The organism is Vibrio coralliilyticus ATCC BAA-450 (assembly GCF_000176135.1).
Lineage (GTDB): Bacteria > Pseudomonadota > Gammaproteobacteria > Enterobacterales > Vibrionaceae > Vibrio > Vibrio coralliilyticus.
This window is the reverse complement of the sequence record NZ_ACZN01000017.1, coordinates 17,400-36,715: the sequence shown is the minus strand read 5'-3', so window position 1 is coordinate 36,715 and position 19,316 is coordinate 17,400. Positions and strand designations below refer to the sequence as shown.

At 42.9% G+C, this 19,316-nt stretch carries 18 protein-coding genes; 9 read left to right on the top strand and 9 right to left on the bottom strand.

Going from position 1 to position 19,316, the window contains the following annotated elements:
- Window positions 1–31: 31 nt before the first annotated feature.
- The gene (locus VIC_RS15495) at window positions 32–745 is read left to right on the top strand and encodes a GntR family transcriptional regulator (protein ID WP_006960954.1); all 714 of its coding nucleotides are present in this window, start codon (window positions 32–34) and stop codon (window positions 743–745) included.
- Window positions 746–758: 13 nt separating this feature from the next.
- Here the strand turns inward: VIC_RS15495 and VIC_RS15490 are convergent, their stop codons facing one another.
- Window positions 759–1,958 carry an enolase C-terminal domain-like protein gene (locus tag VIC_RS15490; RefSeq protein ID WP_006960953.1) on the bottom strand — a complete coding sequence of 400 codons (1,200 nt, stop codon included), beginning with the start codon at window positions 1,956–1,958 and terminating at the stop codon, window positions 759–761.
- A gap of 264 nt (window positions 1,959–2,222) precedes the next feature.
- Here VIC_RS15490 and VIC_RS15485 point away from each other — a divergent pair, with 264 nt between their 5' ends.
- From VIC_RS15485 to VIC_RS15470, 4 genes are all read left to right on the top strand, one after another.
- Window positions 2,223–3,662 (top strand): PTS transporter subunit EIIC, encoded by a 1,440-nt coding sequence (locus VIC_RS15485; RefSeq protein ID WP_006960952.1) that lies wholly within the window; start codon window positions 2,223–2,225, stop codon window positions 3,660–3,662.
- 72 nt (window positions 3,663–3,734) lie between these two features.
- Entirely contained in the window at window positions 3,735–4,685 is a 951-nt protein-coding gene (locus tag VIC_RS15480; RefSeq protein ID WP_006960951.1) for a sugar kinase, read from the top strand.
- A gap of 12 nt (window positions 4,686–4,697) precedes the next feature.
- Window positions 4,698–5,324, top strand: a complete 627-nt coding sequence (locus tag VIC_RS15475; protein WP_006960950.1) for a bifunctional 4-hydroxy-2-oxoglutarate aldolase/2-dehydro-3-deoxy-phosphogluconate aldolase — start codon at window positions 4,698–4,700, stop codon at window positions 5,322–5,324.
- Window positions 5,325–5,601: 277 nt separating this feature from the next.
- Window positions 5,602–5,799: a hypothetical protein gene (locus tag VIC_RS15470; protein ID WP_006960949.1), complete on the top strand. Its 198-nt coding sequence runs from the start codon at window positions 5,602–5,604 to the stop codon at window positions 5,797–5,799.
- A gap of 3 nt (window positions 5,800–5,802) precedes the next feature.
- Here VIC_RS15470 and VIC_RS15465 read toward each other — a convergent pair whose 3' ends face one another.
- On the bottom strand, window positions 5,803–6,450 hold the full coding sequence (locus VIC_RS15465) for an HAD-IA family hydrolase (RefSeq protein ID WP_006960948.1): 648 nt from the start codon (window positions 6,448–6,450) through the stop codon (window positions 5,803–5,805).
- 256 nt (window positions 6,451–6,706) lie between these two features.
- On the bottom strand, window positions 6,707–7,207 hold the full coding sequence (locus VIC_RS15460) for a hypothetical protein (RefSeq protein WP_006960947.1): 501 nt from the start codon (window positions 7,205–7,207) through the stop codon (window positions 6,707–6,709).
- A 147-nt stretch (window positions 7,208–7,354) separates the two neighbouring features.
- On the opposite strand from VIC_RS15460, the gene VIC_RS15455 reads away from it, so the two are divergent.
- Together VIC_RS15455 and VIC_RS15450 are read left to right on the top strand one after the other, a co-directional pair.
- The gene (locus VIC_RS15455; RefSeq protein WP_039952093.1) at window positions 7,355–7,825 is read left to right on the top strand and encodes a CreA family protein; all 471 of its coding nucleotides are present in this window, start codon (window positions 7,355–7,357) and stop codon (window positions 7,823–7,825) included.
- Between the two features lie 111 nt (window positions 7,826–7,936).
- Window positions 7,937–9,241 carry an inosine/guanosine kinase gene (locus tag VIC_RS15450; protein WP_006960945.1) on the top strand — a complete coding sequence of 435 codons (1,305 nt, stop codon included), beginning with the start codon at window positions 7,937–7,939 and terminating at the stop codon, window positions 9,239–9,241.
- 36 nt (window positions 9,242–9,277) lie between these two features.
- On the opposite strand, the gene VIC_RS15445 is transcribed toward VIC_RS15450, so the two are convergent.
- Complete coding sequence (locus VIC_RS15445) at window positions 9,278–9,883, bottom strand: beta-phosphoglucomutase family hydrolase (protein WP_006960944.1); 606 nt, start codon at window positions 9,881–9,883, stop codon at window positions 9,278–9,280.
- Between the two features lie 139 nt (window positions 9,884–10,022).
- Between VIC_RS15445 and VIC_RS15440 the strand changes: the two genes are divergently transcribed.
- Window positions 10,023–11,786 (top strand): methyl-accepting chemotaxis protein, encoded by a 1,764-nt coding sequence (locus tag VIC_RS15440; RefSeq protein WP_031342383.1) that lies wholly within the window; start codon window positions 10,023–10,025, stop codon window positions 11,784–11,786.
- Window positions 11,787–11,829: 43 nt separating this feature from the next.
- Here VIC_RS15440 and dsdC read toward each other — a convergent pair whose 3' ends face one another.
- A complete protein-coding gene (gene dsdC, locus VIC_RS15435) occupies window positions 11,830–12,771 on the bottom strand; it encodes a DNA-binding transcriptional regulator DsdC (protein WP_006960942.1) in 942 nt (313 codons plus the stop codon).
- A gap of 173 nt (window positions 12,772–12,944) precedes the next feature.
- Between dsdC and VIC_RS15430 the strand changes: the two genes are divergently transcribed.
- Window positions 12,945–14,252: a D-serine ammonia-lyase gene (locus VIC_RS15430; RefSeq protein ID WP_006960941.1), complete on the top strand. Its 1,308-nt coding sequence runs from the start codon at window positions 12,945–12,947 to the stop codon at window positions 14,250–14,252.
- A gap of 34 nt (window positions 14,253–14,286) precedes the next feature.
- On the opposite strand, the gene VIC_RS15425 is transcribed toward VIC_RS15430, so the two are convergent.
- From VIC_RS15425 to VIC_RS15410, 4 genes are read right to left on the bottom strand one after another with little or no spacing between them, the layout of a single operon-like run.
- Window positions 14,287–14,505: a DUF7661 family protein gene (locus tag VIC_RS15425; protein WP_006960940.1), complete on the bottom strand. Its 219-nt coding sequence runs from the start codon at window positions 14,503–14,505 to the stop codon at window positions 14,287–14,289.
- 9 nt (window positions 14,506–14,514) lie between these two features.
- The gene (locus tag VIC_RS15420; protein WP_006960939.1) at window positions 14,515–14,910 is read right to left on the bottom strand and encodes a VOC family protein; all 396 of its coding nucleotides are present in this window, start codon (window positions 14,908–14,910) and stop codon (window positions 14,515–14,517) included.
- Between the two features lie 60 nt (window positions 14,911–14,970).
- On the bottom strand, window positions 14,971–18,123 hold the full coding sequence (locus tag VIC_RS15415) for an efflux RND transporter permease subunit (protein WP_006960938.1): 3,153 nt from the start codon (window positions 18,121–18,123) through the stop codon (window positions 14,971–14,973).
- A 10-nt stretch (window positions 18,124–18,133) separates the two neighbouring features.
- Complete coding sequence (locus VIC_RS15410; RefSeq protein ID WP_006960937.1) at window positions 18,134–19,252, bottom strand: efflux RND transporter periplasmic adaptor subunit; 1,119 nt, start codon at window positions 19,250–19,252, stop codon at window positions 18,134–18,136.
- Between the last annotated feature and the right edge of the window lie 64 nt (window positions 19,253–19,316).

Here is a 19,316-nt window from a genome sequence, read left to right as displayed (position 1 = left end):
TCGTTGGCTTCATATTCCGGAAATGTAATCGATGAAGAAATATGAATTTGTTGTTCAAGATATTATTAGTAAAATTTCTCAAAAATTAATATCCGAGAAATTACCTACTGAAAGAGAATTATCTGAATCTTATAACGTATCTAGATTTACCATTAGAAAGGCTTTAGAAAAGCTTCAATCAATTGGTATTATATATATAAAATCTGGTTCAGGAATTTACATATACAAAAACTTGGACAGCAGCCCGCTAATATATAACTCTATTACTGAAAAACGTTTCAATGAAATTTCTTATAAGAAAATAAAGATAAACAAAAGATTAACCGACAGCCAAGAAAAACAAGCATTTCTACTTGATGACAATGATTATATATGGAATTTAAAAAGGCTAAGGTTAATTGATGGTAAAGTCACTCAGATTGAAGAAACTAAAATACCTGTGAAAATGTTCCCCAAAATGAGTGATGAGATTGTAGAACATTCTCTACAAAAGCATGCCATAGAGCTTGGGCTAAAGATTGAAAAGTATCTCACCACTTATCGAGCGATAAACATCTCTGCTGAGGACGCCAAACTATTTGGCTGTAAACGATCCACTGCTGCAATGAACATTACCAATCGCGGTTTTTTAAAGTCCGGTGAAGTGTTTATTGTCAGCAATGTTATCGATATCGATTACCAATGTACTTACCATACCCCTTTCAATACTGAAGACATTGAATTTAGAGAAAAAAATAGCCGCTAAAGCGGCTATTTTTTTAAGGTGTGTGGATAGTACCATCTGGTAGACGGCTCTGCGTCCACTCATGGGGCCTATAAGTCACTGGGAAATCGGCAGCAACTTCTGTATCGATTTCAACGCCTATGCCGCTCAACTCAGATGCATAAAGGTAGCCATTTTTAGGTTCACTCGCACCAGGAAAAACTTTGCGCGTATTTTCTTTATATTCGACATGTTCCTGAATAGCAGCATTGTGTAGATGAACGTTTAGATGCGTATTGACTGCAGCGCCTATAGGTGTCATGTCTGGCGGGCAGTGCCACGCAATCCTTACTCCAAATGTCTGACATAGGTGACCAAGTTTCAACGCTGGAGTAATACCACCAATTTGAGATACGTGGCAGCGAATAAAATCTATCCGACGATTAATAATTAGAGATTTCCACTCTTCAGGATTGTTAAATAACTCGCCTAGGCCAAGAGAAACTGATGTTTGGCTACGGATATTATCCAGCCATTCGGTTTGATTAGGTGGAAGGATATCTTCTATAAAATAGGGTTTGTATTTTTCTACGTCTTTAGCAAACTGAACCGCTTGGTTGGGAAATAATCGTTCGTGCACATCATGAAGAATATGGAATTGGTTTCCATATTTTTCACGAAGTAATTTAAACATGGTGACAGTGTTCTCTACGTATTGGTCTTGATCATAGTATGAACCAACAGTTGGGTTTTGTGTGGTATGTAATGCCTCAGGAACACCGCCATAAAAGCCTAACTGGCAACGTATGTGTCGATAACCCTGTTTCAAATAGTTATCGATCGACTCGTATAAACCTTCCATAGAGTCACTGGTTGCATGTGTGTACACCGCAATCGCATCACGTGATTTTCCACCGAACAATTGGTGAAGTGGCATTTTTGCTTGCTTGGCTTTAATGTCCCATAAGGCCATATCAACTCCTGATACCGCGTTATTAATCACAGGGCCATTCCGCCAATATGCATTTACCATCATCATCTGCCACAAGTCTTCAATATTGTTAGCATCTTTACCTATAAGTAATGGTTTTAAATATTCATCAACCATAGTCTTAACAGCTAAAGGACGTTGCTGAAATGTTGCACACCCATAACCTACTGTACCATTATTAGTATGAACTATAACGGTAATTAAATTATGTCTATCTGGTTTTGTAATGATGCATTCTACATCAGTGATAATTGTTGTGTTCACGATTAAACGACTCTTACTCAGAATTTTCCTTATATAACAATTTAAATTTTTCGTTTTCAAGCCCTAATATTATTAAAAAAATAATTGGTTCGTTAATTGTTATAGTTTTCAATGAAAAACAGACCAATTGGAAAAAATAATTAGAATTTGATTCAACTTGACTTTAATTGTGACAAAACTCTCAGTTTCAGCCATTTGGAAGACAGACTAATATCTATAGTATGAGTCCCAATCAAGTAGATTAATTAATAGCGGTAGTCGTATATGAAGATAGATGAATCTGTAGGTGCATTAGATCCAAGCAATATTGGCCCTAATAAAACGAGTAGTATCAAAGAGAAAGTACAGTATCTGATTGAATCCCTTGGTGGAACAACCAACATAACTGATTCTACACACTGTATGACTCGCCTGCGTTTTAAGCTAAAAGACGAGTCTCTAGTGAAGGAAAACACACTGAAGTCGCTGCAAGGCGTCAAAGGCGTAGTAATTAAGCAAGGCCAAGTTCAGGTTATTATTGGCGTAGACGTTGAGAAATGGTTTAAAGCCCTTCCCACAAGCCAACCTAGTTCGGACTCTAATAGCGCTGGTTCTACTAAAGAAGATGGCAAACTTTTCCAAGGCGCAATGCGTATAGTAGCAGGCATCTTTGGTCCGATTGTTCCTGCAATTGCGGGGGCTGGTATGCTTATGGGTTTACTTTCAGGCCTTATAGCGACTGAGGTGATCTCAGAAAACTCCGATACCGTTTTCTTCTTTCGATCTATTTCTGTAGCCGTATTCTTCTTTCTACCTATTTTGGTCTCTTTCTCGGCCGCGAAAATGTTTCGTGTTAACGAATACATCGCTGTTGCTGTGGCAGCTGCAATGCTGTCACCGAAGCTAATAGAAAAAGCCGCTGCGTTAAAAGAAGCAAACATACCAGCTGAATTAACGGTTTTAGGGGCTGTCCCTATTGAATTGCTAAACTATGGCGGAGCGATAGTTCCTGTGATCTTGGCAGTATGGTTGCTTTCAAAAGTTACACCACTTGTTGACAGTATTGTTCCATCAGCGGCTAAGCCTGTTATCACCCCCCTATTAGCGTTTGCTATCACATCAACACTCACACTCTCTTTTGTTGGACCTCTAGGTATTTGGTTGAGCAATGGAGCTGGGTGGATCGTGAGTTCATTACTAGAAATTTCACCGACTTTAACTGGCTTTGTTTTTGGGATTACGCGTCCAATTACCATAGTATTTGGTATCCACCATAGCATGACGCCAATCAGCTTAAACAACTTCGCACTTTATGGTAAAGACCTGCTCATGCCGATCATGTGTCTTGGTAACCTTGCTATTGCTGGTGCTACGTTTGCGGTGTGGTACAAGCAGCGTAAGTTCGTTTCTAAAGAAAACTCTTCAATTACAGCTAGTTCCGGGGTAACCGCTATTCTTGGTATCACCGAGCCAGCTCTGTTTGGTGTATTGACGAATTATACTAAGGCCCTGTTTATGGCGAGCTTAGCTGCTGGCATCTTTGGTGCAATATCAGTAACTCTTGATACCCACCTAACTAGCTATATCTTGTCGTCTGTTTTCAGTCTTCCGGCATACTTGTCTGGCGGAACACAGAACTTCATCCAAGCCATTCTCGGTGTATGTGGCGTGTTTATTCTGTCTTTTGCGTTAACGATGGCATTCGTGAAAATAGAAGCTAAATAAGCGTTATCTCCTGAAAACAAGCCGCTTGTCCCTCACTTGCGGCTTTCTTTATCTCAATATGAGGACTCCTACATGAAACATATCGCCATTATCGGGGAATGTATGATTGAGCTTAACGGATCACCATTTGGAAACATGCAACAAGCCTATGGTGGAGATACGCTTAACACAGCTATCTATCTAAATCGCGCTCAGAGAGCTTTTACATCAGGCGAATCGGCGAAAGTATCTTACGTTACCGCTGTAGGTACCGATTCCATCAGCCAAGGTATGGTAGACGCATGGAAGAAAGAAGGGATTAATACTGAGTATGTGTTGACCTGTGAAAACAAAACACCCGGCCTTTACTTGATCCAACTAGACGAAGAAGGCGAACGTACATTTATGTATTGGCGTAATGACTCTGCGGCGCGTTGGCTGATTCAGCACCCTCACTTTGAATCTATCGCGTCGCAGCTTGTTGATGTCGACATGGTATATATCAGTGGTATAACACTTGCGATACTACCGGAGCAAGACAGGCATAAATTACTCTGCTTACTCAAGGAGTTGAAAGTAAAGGGCGTTGAATTATGTTTTGACAGTAATTTCCGCCCTGCACTTTGGCCAAATGACCAAAACCAATCAGTAATGTCAGCTTATAACGCGATGTATTCTATTACCGATACGGCGATTGTTACTTATGAAGATGAACAAGCTCTGTGGGGCGACAAAAACTCTGAAGAAACAATGATGCGATTAAAAGATCAAGGCATTAAAAACGTAGTCGTAAAACTTGGGAGCGAAGGCTGTCTTTTGTCTCAAAACGGTAAGAAAACCCAGAGTATCACAACTACACCAGTTAAGAATGTTGTTGATACAACGTCAGCAGGCGACTCATTCAATGGCGCGTTCTTAGCGGCTTATTTAAATGGTTCAAAATTAGAACAAGCATGTAAAATGGGTAACAAATTGGCGAGCATTGTTATCCAGCATCGGGGAGCTATTATTGACCCTAAGCACACCCAGCTCGCACTCATTTAATAAGGTAAAACGATGTCACTTATCAACGAACAATTAAAAAAACTCAAAGTCATTCCAGTAATCGCTATTGAAGATGCAAAAGATATTGTCCCTCTAGGAAAAGTACTGGCAGACAACGGGTTACCAGCAGCTGAAATTACGTTTCGATCAGACGCCGCTATTGAAGCAATACGTTTACTAAGAGAATCTCAACCCGAGATGCTGATCGGCGCAGGCACCGTATTAAATAGAGAACAGGCTATTGCCGCTAAGGAAGCAGGTGCAACTTTTATTGTCTCACCAGGATTTAATCCTAATACCGTAAAGGCTTGCCAGGAAATTGGAATCGATATTATACCGGGTGTAAATAACCCAAGTACCATTGAAGCGGCTCTAGAAATGGGCCTTACGACACTGAAGTTTTTCCCAGCGGAAGCTTCAGGTGGCGTGAACATGGTGAAAGCTTTGCTTGCTCCGTATTCTGATGTAAGCCTTATGCCTACAGGTGGTATTAATACTAACAATATCCAAGACTATCTTTCGATTCCAAGGGTCTTAGCTTGTGGTGGTACATGGATGGTCGACAAAAAGCTTGTTGAAGAGAAAAACTGGGATGAGCTCGCCAGACTTACACGTGAGGCAGTTCAATTAGTTAAATAGAGCATTGATACTCATTTGCACGCTCCAATTATGGAGCGTGCCATTTCCAAATACCTATAGCTTCAACCCTGTTCTACCCATATTCGCTGACCAACGCGGTCAATTTTATGAATTCACTCTCATAGTTAATGAAAATCTCTTAAACCGAGCATATTCAAGAGATTGTTCAACTAGAATAGCATTGCATACAGATAATCTAGCTATTAAGCTGATTAACAATAACTAAAAAGACTTAATAGGGCTCAGAATTTTGGTCCTTTTTGCTGCGGGAGCATTCATGGAATCAAACCAAGACGAACAAGTACTGTGTTGCCCGCTATGTGGTAGTGAGGAATACCTTCTGTCAGAAACAGACAGTATGTTATGTGCTCAATGTGGTACATTTTTCGAAGATATTAAGCAGGTAGTAGTCACACAGCCTATTGTGACTCCAAAATTGACCAAACACATCAGTGTTAATCAATATGCAATTTAACGGTTAGATTAGAGCTTCTAGATCTCTCAGACCTTTAATCCTCACAACTTTTTCCGAATGTATTTTATCGTTAAGACCAACTAAATGGACGGTTTTAACACCAGCGCGAACTCCCGCTTCGAGACCTTTTGGTGTATCGTCTACATAGATGCATTCGTTAAGTGTAAAGCCCATATTCATTGCACTGTACTTCACTAAATCAGGTTCAGGTTTCCAACTATTGGTATCAAATGCTGAGAAAATTTTGCCTTTGAAGTAAGGCAGTAATCCGGTGATTCGTAATGTTTTTTCTATTTTGTTTTTTGGGCCATTAGACGCAACGCAATACTCGATTCCCCTTGCTTCAAGGTATTTAATGACATCAAACACGCCGTCCATTGGCTTCAAGTGAGCTTCAAACAGTTGCTCGAGCACTTCGCGGTAAACTGGCTCAAGTTCATCAAGAGAAACTGAAAGACCAAGCCGGTCTCGCATATCGGTAAGAATATCGGCAAGCTTACCTCCCTCAAAGTGCTCTATCGCCATATCTAACGACAGGTGGACATCATAACGATTAAAGACATCGCATAAAGCCTGACAGCACAACCGTTCGCTATCGACTAGAGTACCGTCGCAATCAAATATCACACATTGAGTTTGAGGTTTACCCATTCCGCCTTCCTTTCTTAACGTACTAAGTAAAATACTATTCCACGCTATAGAGATTGAAATGATGGGGTTAACACTTCAAATAAATGTAACTTAATTCATGGTAAAAACCCCGAGCTTGTCACTAATTTATGCCCTAATTACATGAATTTAATACTAATGACATAAATAGCTTCAGAACTGGACTAGGCGAGATGGCGCAACACTGGTTAGCTATTATAGATTTTTAGAAAACACTAGAGGCTACAGGAAAGTGAAGTTAAGACTCAATATATATCGCTTCGCAATTTGTTGCTTCTAACGTTGAATGCGTTAACAAGGAAGCTACAAACTCATCGTTGTTACCAGATAAGTTGACAACGTCAGAAACTAAGAGCTCTTTGCCATTTTTAGTAATGATTGCAGCGGCGGACGGTTCTCCATTTTGAAAACCGACATAAAGATCACAAGGTTCAGAGAAAATTATCTGACTTAAAAACTCAACGATTAACTCTTGCTCATTCTGTTCTTCCCACCTTTTAGACTGAAGCAGAGAGAACATGACGGTGAGGCGATGAAAATCGACTTTAAAGATGTCTTGCTCTGAAAATATTGTACTTGGCTCAGGAAGGCCTACCAATCTTTCAAACTGACTATCTTGGCTTTTCGCTAAATATAGCTGTCGACCCGCTAAGCTTTCTTTAGTTGGAAACTCAACATCAATATGCTGGCTTAGCCATTGGTTTTTAGTTTCAACAATCGAAATCGCACTATTGCTCATATCAGTAAACGCTGCTTTCTAACGGGATTACCGTGAAGCTTAGCGATAACGATCTGATGTCTCAAGTATTTTAAGGATATCTGGCGATTTCTGTGTCAAACTAGCTCAATTGACTAACGGAATTTCATCATTGGGACAAATAACACCATGTTAAGGAAAGTTGCGACCATATCTCTTTTAGCTCTCGGCTTAACCGCCTGTGACAATAACGAAGTTGGCGATGTCAGCCTGGGTTTATTCACCATGAAAGACATCAAGCTCAATCACCTCAAAGATCCCGTTGTTACGGGGGTTACATGCCATATCGCTTCCATTGAGGCTGACTTCAGCTTGGCAGACCCAAGTGATAGCTCTATTTCTTGTCGTCAAACGGGTGAAATCACACCGGAAATGATCGCGGCAATTGATAAGTCAAAAAATGGCGAAGTTGTATTTAAAAAGTCTAAAAGTATTTTCTTTAAAAGTATGAAAGTTCGTCGGATTTTCGACTCGGAAAACCAAACTCTGATGTACCTGTCTTATTCTACTAAAGAGACATCGGGTAGCTTCAAACACAGCCTTTCGACGGTGCCACTATGGGGTACTAAAGCCTATGGCATCCATACCGCTGAAAAGTAGTTGAAAAAAGAGCCAAACGTACCAGTTTGGCTCTTTTTTATGTAATAAAAATGAAAGCAATCTTACATTGATGTGATATGATGCGCGAAAATTTCCAACCCCATTCTAAAAATGAAGTTTCCTGGACAGCGCAAATCTAAGCACTACTTCCCTACTCACGCTCGTGATCCACTTGTCAACCAAATGAAGCAAACTCCAAAGCTTTACCGACCTATCATTGTCGGCGTTGGCCAAACAATTGTTGATATCGAAGCTCGCGTAGACGATGACTTCCTAGCTAAGTACGACTTGAGTAAGGGACATTCTCTGGTCTTAGAAGAGAGCAAAGCGGACGCATTGTATGAAGAGCTGGTAAAGCGTGAACTCATTACTCACCAATACCCTGGTGATACGATTGGTAACACACTTCACAACTACTCAGTATTAGCTGACAGCAAATCTGTGTTGCTGGGCGTAATGTCTAAGAATATTGAAGTAGGCTCTTTTGCATACCGCTATCTATGCCGTACTTCTTCTCGTATGAACCTAAACCATCTCCAAATGGTAGAAGGCTCTATCGGTCGCTGTTACACACTAATATCAGAAAATGGCGAGCGCACGTTTGCTATTAATGAAGGTCACATGAACAAACTGCGTCCGGATAGTATTCCTGAAGACGTATTTGATAAAGCATCCGCTTTAGTTGTGTCTTCATACCTGATGCGTGGTAACCCAGAAGATCCAATGCCGCAAGCCGTTGCGCGAGCGATCGAAATTGCTAAATCTAAAAACGTACCTGTTGTACTGACTCTTGGTACAAAGTGGGTCATTGAAGGCAATGCGGAATGGTGGCAAAACTACATTAAAGAAAACATTTCTATCGTTGCAATGAACGAAGAAGAAGGTGAAGCCCTCACCGGTGAAAAAGATCCTCTCCTTGCAGCAGATAAAGCACTGGAATGGGTTGATCTTGTATTGTGTACGTCTGGCCCAGTAGGTTTATATATGGCGGGCTATACAGAAGATTCCGTCAAGCGTACCACTGAGCTCCCTCTACTACCAGGTAACATTCCAGAGTTCAATAAGTACGAATTTAGCCGAGCGATGCGTAAAAGCGACTGTGCGAAACCTGTAAAAGTATATTCTCATATTGGCCCATACCTAGGTGGACCACTAGAAATCAAGAATACCAACGGCGCTGGAGACGCGGCACTGTCGGCACTTTTACATGATATGGCGGCTAATAGCCACCACCAAGTAAACGTGCCAAACTCATCGAAGCATGATCAGCCTTATCTGACATATTCTTCTTTGTCTCAGATCTGTAAGTACGCGAACCGCGTAAGCTACGAAGTGTTGACCCAGCATTCACCTCGTTTAACACGTGCACTGCCTGAACGTGAAGACAGCCTCGAAGAAACGTATTGGGACAGATAACAAACGAAAAAGAGCCGCATTTATGCGGCTCTTTCCTTATTCTTGTGGGCACGGATAGAAAACCAACCCACTGCTTTCTACCATGACGCAGTCCATTTTCGCTGCGTGTGCGGCTTGTTTACCTAGCTCTGTATCTTCAAAAACCACGCATTCACTTGGCAATAAGTTAAGCTCTTGAGCTGCAATCAAAAACGTATCTGGATTCGGTTTGTGGTGTTTAACATCTGTCGCCGTCACGACAGTATCCAGCTTATCGAGGATTTGGCTTTCTGACAGTAACCGCATTGCGCTTTCGCGTTGGCTCCCCGTTCCTACCGCGATTTTCTTTTTACCATAAAAATGCTCGAGAACTTCGTTAGTAGACTCAATAGGTAATCCAAAATTCTCCAGCTCACTGAACGCCTTCATCTTGAAAGCAGAAACAGCCATAGGGTCCAGTGCTAAACCATGCTTCTTATTGACTTCCGCCGCTATTTTATAGCTTGGCATACCACCTAAGCTATGAAGCCATTCTTGTGTAAAAGGAAATCCAAATTCAGTGGCCGTTATCTCCCATGCTTTTAGGTGTGACGGCATGGTATCTATTAAGGTTCCGTCCATATCAAAGATTAAACCTTGATATCGCTCCAATTGTTTCAACATTCTGATATTTCCCACCTTTAACATTGTTAGTATCCATATTTTTCTGGCCAGACCAGATCAATTGATATATCTATAAATAGCAACTACTCTTCAAAAAGAAGTAAATAAAACTAACCGCTCAATTAACTCAGGTAGTCTCATGAATATCAAGAATAAACTGTATTCATTAGGTGCAGTCGCCATTTTAGGGGTTGTATCATTACTCTTAACAACCTCTCATTTCGCCCAAACCACCAATCAACTTAATAACGCTAATCTACTTGTAGCGAAGCTGGAAATTCGCCTTCTTAATCTAAGGAGAAATGAAAAGGATTTCCTTCTTAGGAAGGACATGAAGTACCTTGATAAGTTCAACAAGAATATGGATATCTTTCTTGATCTCGAGTCTGAACTAGCTCCTGTTTTGGATGATAATGATCTGCCTTCAAGCTCCCAGGTCAGGCAAGATATCTTGAAGTATCAAAGTGGGTTTACCAACCTCGTTAATGCTTTTGATGCACTTGGACTAAAACCAGAAGAGAAGCTCCTTGGAAAATACAACACAGAATTGAAAGAACTCAAACCTTCACTATCCAGCGAACAATTAGTTAACCTGTTCGAATTCGACAAAAACGTTGCTAAGGGTGAAGTCCAAGCCCAATTATTACCGGGCAATGCGAGCCAGTTAATCGCTGCAGCTAATCAAGTTGTTGCTCAGAAGAAAACTATCGGTCTCAAATATAACGAAGGTTTACTCGGAGATGCTCGCGGGTTGTCCCATGCAGTAGAAACACAGTTTAAAACATTCGCAGCAGCACTCGATGAACAAAGTGAAATTACCAGAAAAGAGCTAACGTTAATCAAACAAGGCGTCAGTATTGCTGTCGTGGTGTTTATTCTCGGCTTTATCTTCCAAATTTCTCGTTCGATTAACCTACAAGTCGCAGCCCTACTTTCCATAATTCAGGAAATCGCTCGCTCAAATAATGTTGCCCTTCGCTCTCAACTTTCAGGAAAAAATGAACTCGTATCCATTGGTAATTACTTCAACCGATTACTGGACAAACTAGAAGCACTTATTTCTGGTACGCAATCCAAGTCTTCTGAACTTTCACAAAGTACTCAAAGTATGCACAACGAGTTACAGAGTGTTATTGAGCAGTTCCACGTACAAGCTGATCACACATCGACAATGGCGACTTCTGTACAAGAAATGGTATCGACCATTAATGAAATTTCAGAAAGCACTGCAGTGGCGGTCGAAGGCGTTCAACAGGCTTCTGTCAACGCTCAACATGGCCGAGAAGTTGTAGAAGAAACGGTTAAAAACATCGGCCAGTTATCGTCGATTCTGTCTGATAGCCAAGGTTCAATCAGCTCCTTAAACGATCATGTAGATAAAATTGGTGATGCGGTTAATATCATCCAAGGTATTGCAGAGCAAACCAACTTATTAGCGCTTAATGCTGCTATCGAGGCGGCGCGTGCTGGTGAACAAGGACGAGGCTTTGCGGTTGTTGCCGACGAGGTTCGCGCGCTTGCAAGTAGAACACATCAATCTACTGAAGAAATTACAAAAGTCGTCACCGCTATCCAGACCCAAATGGCAACAGTTGTGACCAATATAGATCAATGTAACGAGCAAGGACAACAAACACTAGGAGCTTCAGAAACATTGGATGAAAGCTTAGGTCAGATCATTACTGACATGACCAATATTCAAGCTAACTCGGAAAGAATAGCTTCTGCGATTGAAGAGCAAGGCATCGTTATGAACCAAGTAAGTGAGTCGATTACAGAGCTTAATAGCATCTCCGAAGGGAACATGCACTCTGCTCAAAACTGCCTGAATGAAGTCGACAAAGTTTCTTTGCAAGCGAGTGAGATGGACCAAGCCGTAGCAGAATTCCAAACATCAAAGTAGAATTAGACAACAGGTAAAAAGCGCTTTTAAACAAAGCGCTTTTTTATTTGCATATTTGTAGCTGGCGGGAGATCCAATCCGCAAAACACTTCTGCTTGGCAGATATCGTTCTTTGCACTCCAATAAGGTAATAATAATAACCTGATTTAATCAATCGGTTAGGAAAAGGCATCACAAGGTCTCCTCGCTCTATGTCTTCCTTCACCAAACTCCATCTCCCCATCGCAATCCCTGCCCCATGTTTTGCTGCACTTACTGCAAGAGTCGACTGATCAAATCCGACTGACCGACAATTTTGTATATCAAACTCAGCGTAATGTTCATGCCAATATTTCCATTCATCGAGCTGAGAGTGAATGTGCCATGCCTGATTGTCATGCAATAGCGTGCAATGTGAGAGATCACGAGTCTCATCGTTTAGAGCGTATTGATTAGCATAATGTGGCGAGCAAACTGGGATCACATGCTCTTCATTTAGCTTTAAGCTCCAACTGGCGTCTGGGGTCACATTGCTATAGTAGATAGCGAGATCAATACCATGCCGATTTAAATCAAGCGTGTCGTTTCCCGTGATTAGTTTGATGTCGATTGACGGGTACTGTTCGCAGAAATCGTGCAACCTTGGAGCCAACCAGTCATGTGCAAAGGAAGGTCTAGCATAAATAGTCAAACCACCCGAAATATGACCACTTTTTACCTGTTCAATACTGCTATTCAATTGAGACAAGGCTAACGTCACAGACGTAAATAATTGCTCACCATCAGCAGTCAGCGTGACCTTACGATGCTGACGTTCAAACAACTGAAGCTTTAGCTCATTCTCCAATTTGCTTATCTGATGAGAGACTGCACTAGGTGTTAAACAAAGCTCATGCGCAGCCAAAGCGAAAGAGCCCAAACGTGCGGCGACTTCGAATGTATAAAGCTTAGAAAGCTGAATTCCGTTCAATTGGGTATTGATGCGCGTGCTTGTATCAATCTTCATTCTGTTAATGTTGGCTTTGCTTAAAGTGAATAATTTTATCTTAAACTAACTAAACCGATAACTCTTTCTTATTTTGAGTGAAATAAATTCAACCATAAGTGATTATTGATCATTTGCTAGTCTTGTTGAACAAAGGTTTAATCAAACCATCACTCTTAAGCCAATAACAGATTATGCGCCATCTTATAGAGCAGTACCCACTAATTGATACGCTCACTAAGCTAAAAGAAACGAGTTGGTTCAATCCTTCCGTTACAACGACTGAAATTGCCCTTCCGTACGTAGGATTGGATAAATCAGATGTCGATGATGCGTCCTCACGCTTAAACCGTTTTGCACCATTTGTGGCACACGTATTCCCTCAGACCAAAGCCAGCAAAGGCATCATTGAATCACCAATTTGTGAGATTTCTTCGATGAAATCAGCTTTAGAGGCCGAATACGACACCAAAATTGCGGGCCAGTTGCTACTTAAGATGGACAGTCAACTACCTATTTCCGGTTCTATTAAAGCGCGTGGTGGGATTTATGAAGTTCTGACCCACGCGGAAAAAATTGCGTTTGAACATGGGCTGTTAAACAAAGCCGACAACTATCAAAAGCTCAATACTCCTGAGCTAAGAACGTTCTTCTCCCAATTTAGCATCGCAGTTGGGTCAACGGGTAATCTTGGATTATCCATTGGTATTATGAGCGCAAAACTTGGGTTTAACGTCACTGTACATATGTCATCCGATGCTAGGGAGTGGAAAAAAGCCAAACTCCGGGAGCATGGTGTCATCGTTCAAGAATATGATAGTGATTATGGTGTTGCCGTTGAGCAGGGGCGCCTTGAAGCAGAACAAGACCCGAACTGCTTTTTTATTGATGATGAAAACTCAAAAACACTTTTTCTCGGATATTCGGTTGCTGGCGAGAGGGTCAAAGCGCAGTTTGAAGAAATGAACATCCAGGTTGATGAAGACCACCCCCTGTTTGTTTACCTACCTTGTGGCGTAGGAGGCGGTCCGGGAGGTGTTGCTTTTGGACTGAAACTAGCATTTGGGGATCACGTACATTGTCTTTTTGCCGAGCCCACACACTCACCTTGCATGATGTTAGGTGTCCATACCGGCTTACATGATGAAATTTCAGTTCAGGAAATTGGGCTGGATAATTTCACGGCAGCGGACGGTTTGGCAGTTGGTAGAGCATCTGGCTTTGTAGGTAGAGCGATGGAGCGCATGATCGACGGCTATTACACGGTTTCAGATGAAACCTTGTTTTCCCACCTTAGAAGGCTGAACCAGACAGAAGACATTAAGCTTGAGCCCTCTGCATTGGCTGGGATGAAAGGGCCGGTTATCGTCTCAGAAGATAAAGAATATTTAACTCGGCTTGACCTTTCCGACAAACAGCTTGAAAACTCGACTCATCTGGTCTGGGCAACGGGAGGCGGAATGGTGCCGACTGAGGAAATGGACAAATATCTGGCTAAATAAACTACCCATAAAAAGCTCTGTTAAACAGAGCTTTTTACTTGAGCCGAAGCACTTTGGTCTGGGTAGCGGTTGCATGTTCATGGTACATGTCGTCAAGAAACGTGAGCAGCTCATTCTCAGCTAGCTCTGAAGGAATATAAACGTCGTAAATTTTTACTCGCATTCCTGTTTCAGATTCTCGATACAGAATCCACTCATCATTACGACGTTCAACGGACATCTTGGTTCCAAAAACGTCAAATAGAATTCGCATTACCTCTCCCTACTTCTTCAATTGAAGAAGATCCCATTTGTTTCCATATAGGTCTTTAAACACAACGACAGTGCCGTATTCTTCTACTCGTGGCTCCTCGCAAAACTCTATGCCATTTTTCTGCATATCCTTGTAGTCGCGCCAGAAGTCATCGGTATGAAGAAATAGGAAGACTCGCCCACCCGTTTGATTCCCAACCCTAGAAAGTTGCTTTTCATTGCTTGCTTTAGCCAACAGCAAACAGCTACCGTCGGAACCAGGTGGAGAAACCAAGACCCACCGCTTACCTACGCCTAGATTTGTGTCTTCAACTAACTCAAAACCAAGCCTTTTAGTATAAAACTCGATGGCTTCATCATACTCATCCACCACCAATGCCATGTAACCAATTTTCTGACTTTTCATATCGTCCTAGAAAAAATCCCCTCGCTTAAAGAGCTGAGGGGATTATCGCATTAAGTTCGATTAGTCGTCATCTAACGGAATCAGTTTAGTGCTACCGCCATGAATTTTCTCACGTTGACGCTGCACCAGTGCGTAGAAGCCAGGAATCAGGAATGTTCCTGCAAGTAGCACACACAGTAAACCGCCAATCAGTGAAATACCCAATGAGTTCTGGCTTACGTGCCCAGCTCCTGCTGCAAATATCAATGGGAAGATACCCAAAATAAACGACCAAGAAGTCATATTTACGGCACGGAAGCGCAGCTTACCCCCTTTTACAGCGGCATCATTAATAGCGGCATCTTTATCCTCACGCTCAACTTTCGCAAACTCAACAATGAGGATCGCGTTCTTGGCTGCGAGAGCTATCAAGAGCACTAAACCAATCTGCGCGTACAAGTTGAGTGGCGTTCCTGTTAGGTTCAAGGCTAAAAATGAGCCCAATGTTGCTATCGGAACTACAAGAATGATCGCTAGTGGAATACTCCAACTTTCATACTGCGCTACCATGAACAGGTAGATAAATATTAATGCCAAGGCGAAAGCGAAAATCGCTTGGTTGCCTGCAAGCACTTCCTGATATGCCATACCAGTCCATTCATACTGATAACCTTGCGGCAATATTTCTGCAGCTACACGCTCCATTGCTTCGAGCGCATCACCACTTGAATAGCCAGGTGCAGGCTGCCCCTGAATAATTGCACTGCGGTACATATTGTATCGCCAAGCTACGTCAGGTTCGAAGATCTGTTCGTAACTAACCAAAGTACTGAGGGGAATCATCTCTCCTGCCGACGAACGCACATGGAAACGTTCAAGATCTTCCATTCCGGTGCGATGTTCAGCATCAGCCTGCATTGTTACACGGAAGTTCTTACCAAACATGGTAAAGTCGTTGACGTACAAGGAGCCCAAGTTACCCTGTAGCGTTTGGAAGATGCTAGATAGTGGTATGCCTAACTGCTGCGCTTTCTCACGATCAATATCGACATAGTAGTGAGGCACGTTCGCTCGGAACGTACTAAAGCTACGGGCAATTTCCGGTTGCTTGTTCGCTTCTTCGATGACTTGATTCATCACTACAGCTAAATCGCTACGGCTTCGGCCCAATGTATCTTCCAGTACAAACTCGAAACCCGATGCGGCGCCCATACCTGGAACAGCTGGAGGGCCCATCGCGAATACGACAGCTTGGGGCAGTTGCATCATCGACCGACCGTTGATTCGGTTGGCAATCGCCGATGCTGAGTGTTCTCCTTCAAATCCGTTTCGGGTTTCCCAGTCATGGAGTTTGATAAATAGAGTCGCACCATTCGACGAAGCCGCGCCGGTTAGAAGCGAATAGCCATTTGCTACTGTGATGCCATCAATACCCGGCTCTTGCTCAATCATCTTAGCCAGTTGGGCAGTCGTTGCTTCTGTACGTGATAAAGACGCAGAGTCAGGTAATTGGACGTTAACCAGCAAGATGCCTTTATCTTCTTGAGGTACAAAAGCTGTAGAAGTTGTTTTTGCGAAAAAACTCACCGCCGCCACAGCGACAACGAAGAATACGACTAGCAACAGGGATTTCTTAACCAAATATCCCGCCACTTGGCCATAGCGATTCGTGACGCGCTCAAGCCCTCCGTTAAACGCCTTGAACCAACGTGCGGTGTTTCCACCTCCTTGCTTCAGCACTAACGAACAAAGTGCTGGTGAAAGCGTTAAGGCGTTGATAGACGAGATGACCACAGAAATACAGATCGTCAATGCAAACTGGCGATACATGATGCCAGTGATCCCAGGCAACATCGCAACAGGCAAGAACACTGCAAGTAGCACCAGAGTCGAGGTAATGATAGGCCCCGTCACTTCTTTCATTGCAATCAGAGTTGCTTTGCGCGGACTTATCGAAGGATCTTTGGCCATTGTCGTATCGACGTTCTCGATGACAAGAATAGCGTCATCCACCACGATACCAATTGCCAGTATCAAACCAAACAGCGTCACTGTATTTATCGTAAAACCGGTCAGCTGCATGAAAGCAAATGTACCAATCAAAGATACCGGGATAGCTATAACAGGAATCAGCGTCGCACGGGCACTACCAAGGAAAAGATAGGTGACCGCAATAACCAGCAATATCGCTTCTACCAGTGTTTTAACAACGCCCTTAATGGATTCAGCAACAAAGACCGTTGTGTCATAGCTAGTTTCATAAGCCAGGCCTTCAGGGAAATTCACACTGAGATCTTCAAGCAGTTCCATCACTTCTTTACCACTTTCCAACGCATTAGCGCCAGATTGAAGTGACAATGTCACGATAGAGGCATCTTGGCTTCGGAATTTACCCGTTCCGTCGTAAAACTTCTTACCTAGTTCAACGCGGGCAACATCTTTGAGGTAAATGGTCGAGCCATCGCTGTTAGCACGAAGTACAACGTTTTCAAATTCATCGACACTTTCTAGCCTGCCTTTAGTGACAAGGTTAAACTGAACTTCCTGCGCACTGCTGTATGGAGCTGAGCCCACACGCCCCGCCGCTACCTGAACGTTCTGCTCCGCAAGGGCAGAATGAACATCGCTGGTTGTCAGGTTTAGGTTCGCCATCTTTTCAGGATCAAGCCAGACGCGCATCGCGAACTCACCGCCACCCAGCACGTTTACTTCACTGATGCCCTTAACACGAGCCAGCTGGTCTTTCAGATTCAGGTTTACGTAGTTAATGAGGAACTGGTCGTTATACTTCCCGTTTGGTGAATAGAAGTTCAGAACCATCAGTAGGTCCGGAGAACGTTTTTTGACCGTGACGCCTACCATACGAACTTCTTGTGGAAGTTTAGACTCAATCTGAGCCACTCGGTTTTGTACGTTGACCTGAGCCATATCAGGATCGGTACCAACGTCAAACGTTACATTTAGGTTGTAAGATCCATCATTGGCGCTTTTCGACGACATATAGATCATATCTTCGACACCGTTGACGGACGTTTCTATGGGGTCAGCAATGGCCTGTTCGACCGCTTCTGCACTCGCACCAGTATAAAAAGCGGAAACACTGACAGAAGGAGGACTGATTCTTGGATACTCTGCCACAGGTAAAACGGCAAGTGAAATTGCCCCTGCAAGCGTTAATATAATGGAGATGACCAGCGCAAACTTAGGGCGCTGGATAAAGAAACGACTTAACATTTAAGCTCCTTTACTCAACGTCTGTTTTTTCGTTGAAACGTACTGGAACACCATTTCTCACTCGTTGCAGTCCCTGCGTGATGACCTGCTCGTCAGAGTTCACACCACTAGTTACAATGATGCCTTCTTCAATCTGACGCCCTAATTCGACATTACGGCGCTCTGCGATATTGCCTTCGGCAACGATCATGACAAAGTTACCTTCCAGATCGGTCTGAACTGCGCGACGAGGAATAACGACAACGTCAGTAGACTGCTTCTCCCTCAGTTCAACGCGAATATGCTGACCTGGAAGCAGTCGGTACTCTGGGTTGGGTACTTCTGCACGCATGGCTATGGTGCCTGTATTCAAATCTATGCGATTACCAAGAAAGTCGAGACGCCCCAGATGTTCAAAGGGCTGACCGTTTTCTAATACAACCTGAACTTCTACGGAACCGGCTGAACCATCTCCCTTAATTCTGTCGATGCCCATTTCTAATCGCTCTCGCTCACTGACACTGAAACTGGTATGTACAGGATCTAAGCTAACCAACGTGGTGAGAACGCCTGACTGAGGAGAGACAAGATCACCTGTGCTCAGCTTGCTTTCACTGATTCGTCCTGCAAAAGGCGCGCGAATTTGGGTGTAAGATAAGTTGACTTCAGCTAGGTTAAGTTGAGCATTACCTGCTTCAACTTGTGCTTGAGCTCCGAGTAATGCAGCATTGAGATTGTCGAATTCAGATTGAGAAATGCTACCTTTAGGAAGCAAGTTTTTGCCACGTTCGAAATCGAGCTCTGCTTTTTTCAGCTCGGCTTTCGCTTGTGCTAATGTCGCTTTAGCGCTGGCAACTTGAGCTTCAAAAGACGAAGGCTCGATAGTGAATAGAAGTTGGCCTTTCTCGACCATCTGTCCTTCTTCGAAATGTCGCGATTTTAGATAACCGGTGACCTGAGCGGTGATGTTCGTGTCTTCAACAGCTTCAACGCGTCCAATGTAAGACTTACTCTGTTGATGAGGAATAACGATGGCTTGTTCAGCGACAACGAGTGACGCTGGTATGTTCTTCTGTCCCTGACTTTGCTCTCCACATCCTGAAAGAAATAACGCGCCAGATAACGCGGTGAATAATAACGTTTTTTTCATTAAATAGACCGTTAGGTAAATTGAGAAAGAGGCTGACGCCAAACTACCTAACGATCTTGTGGGT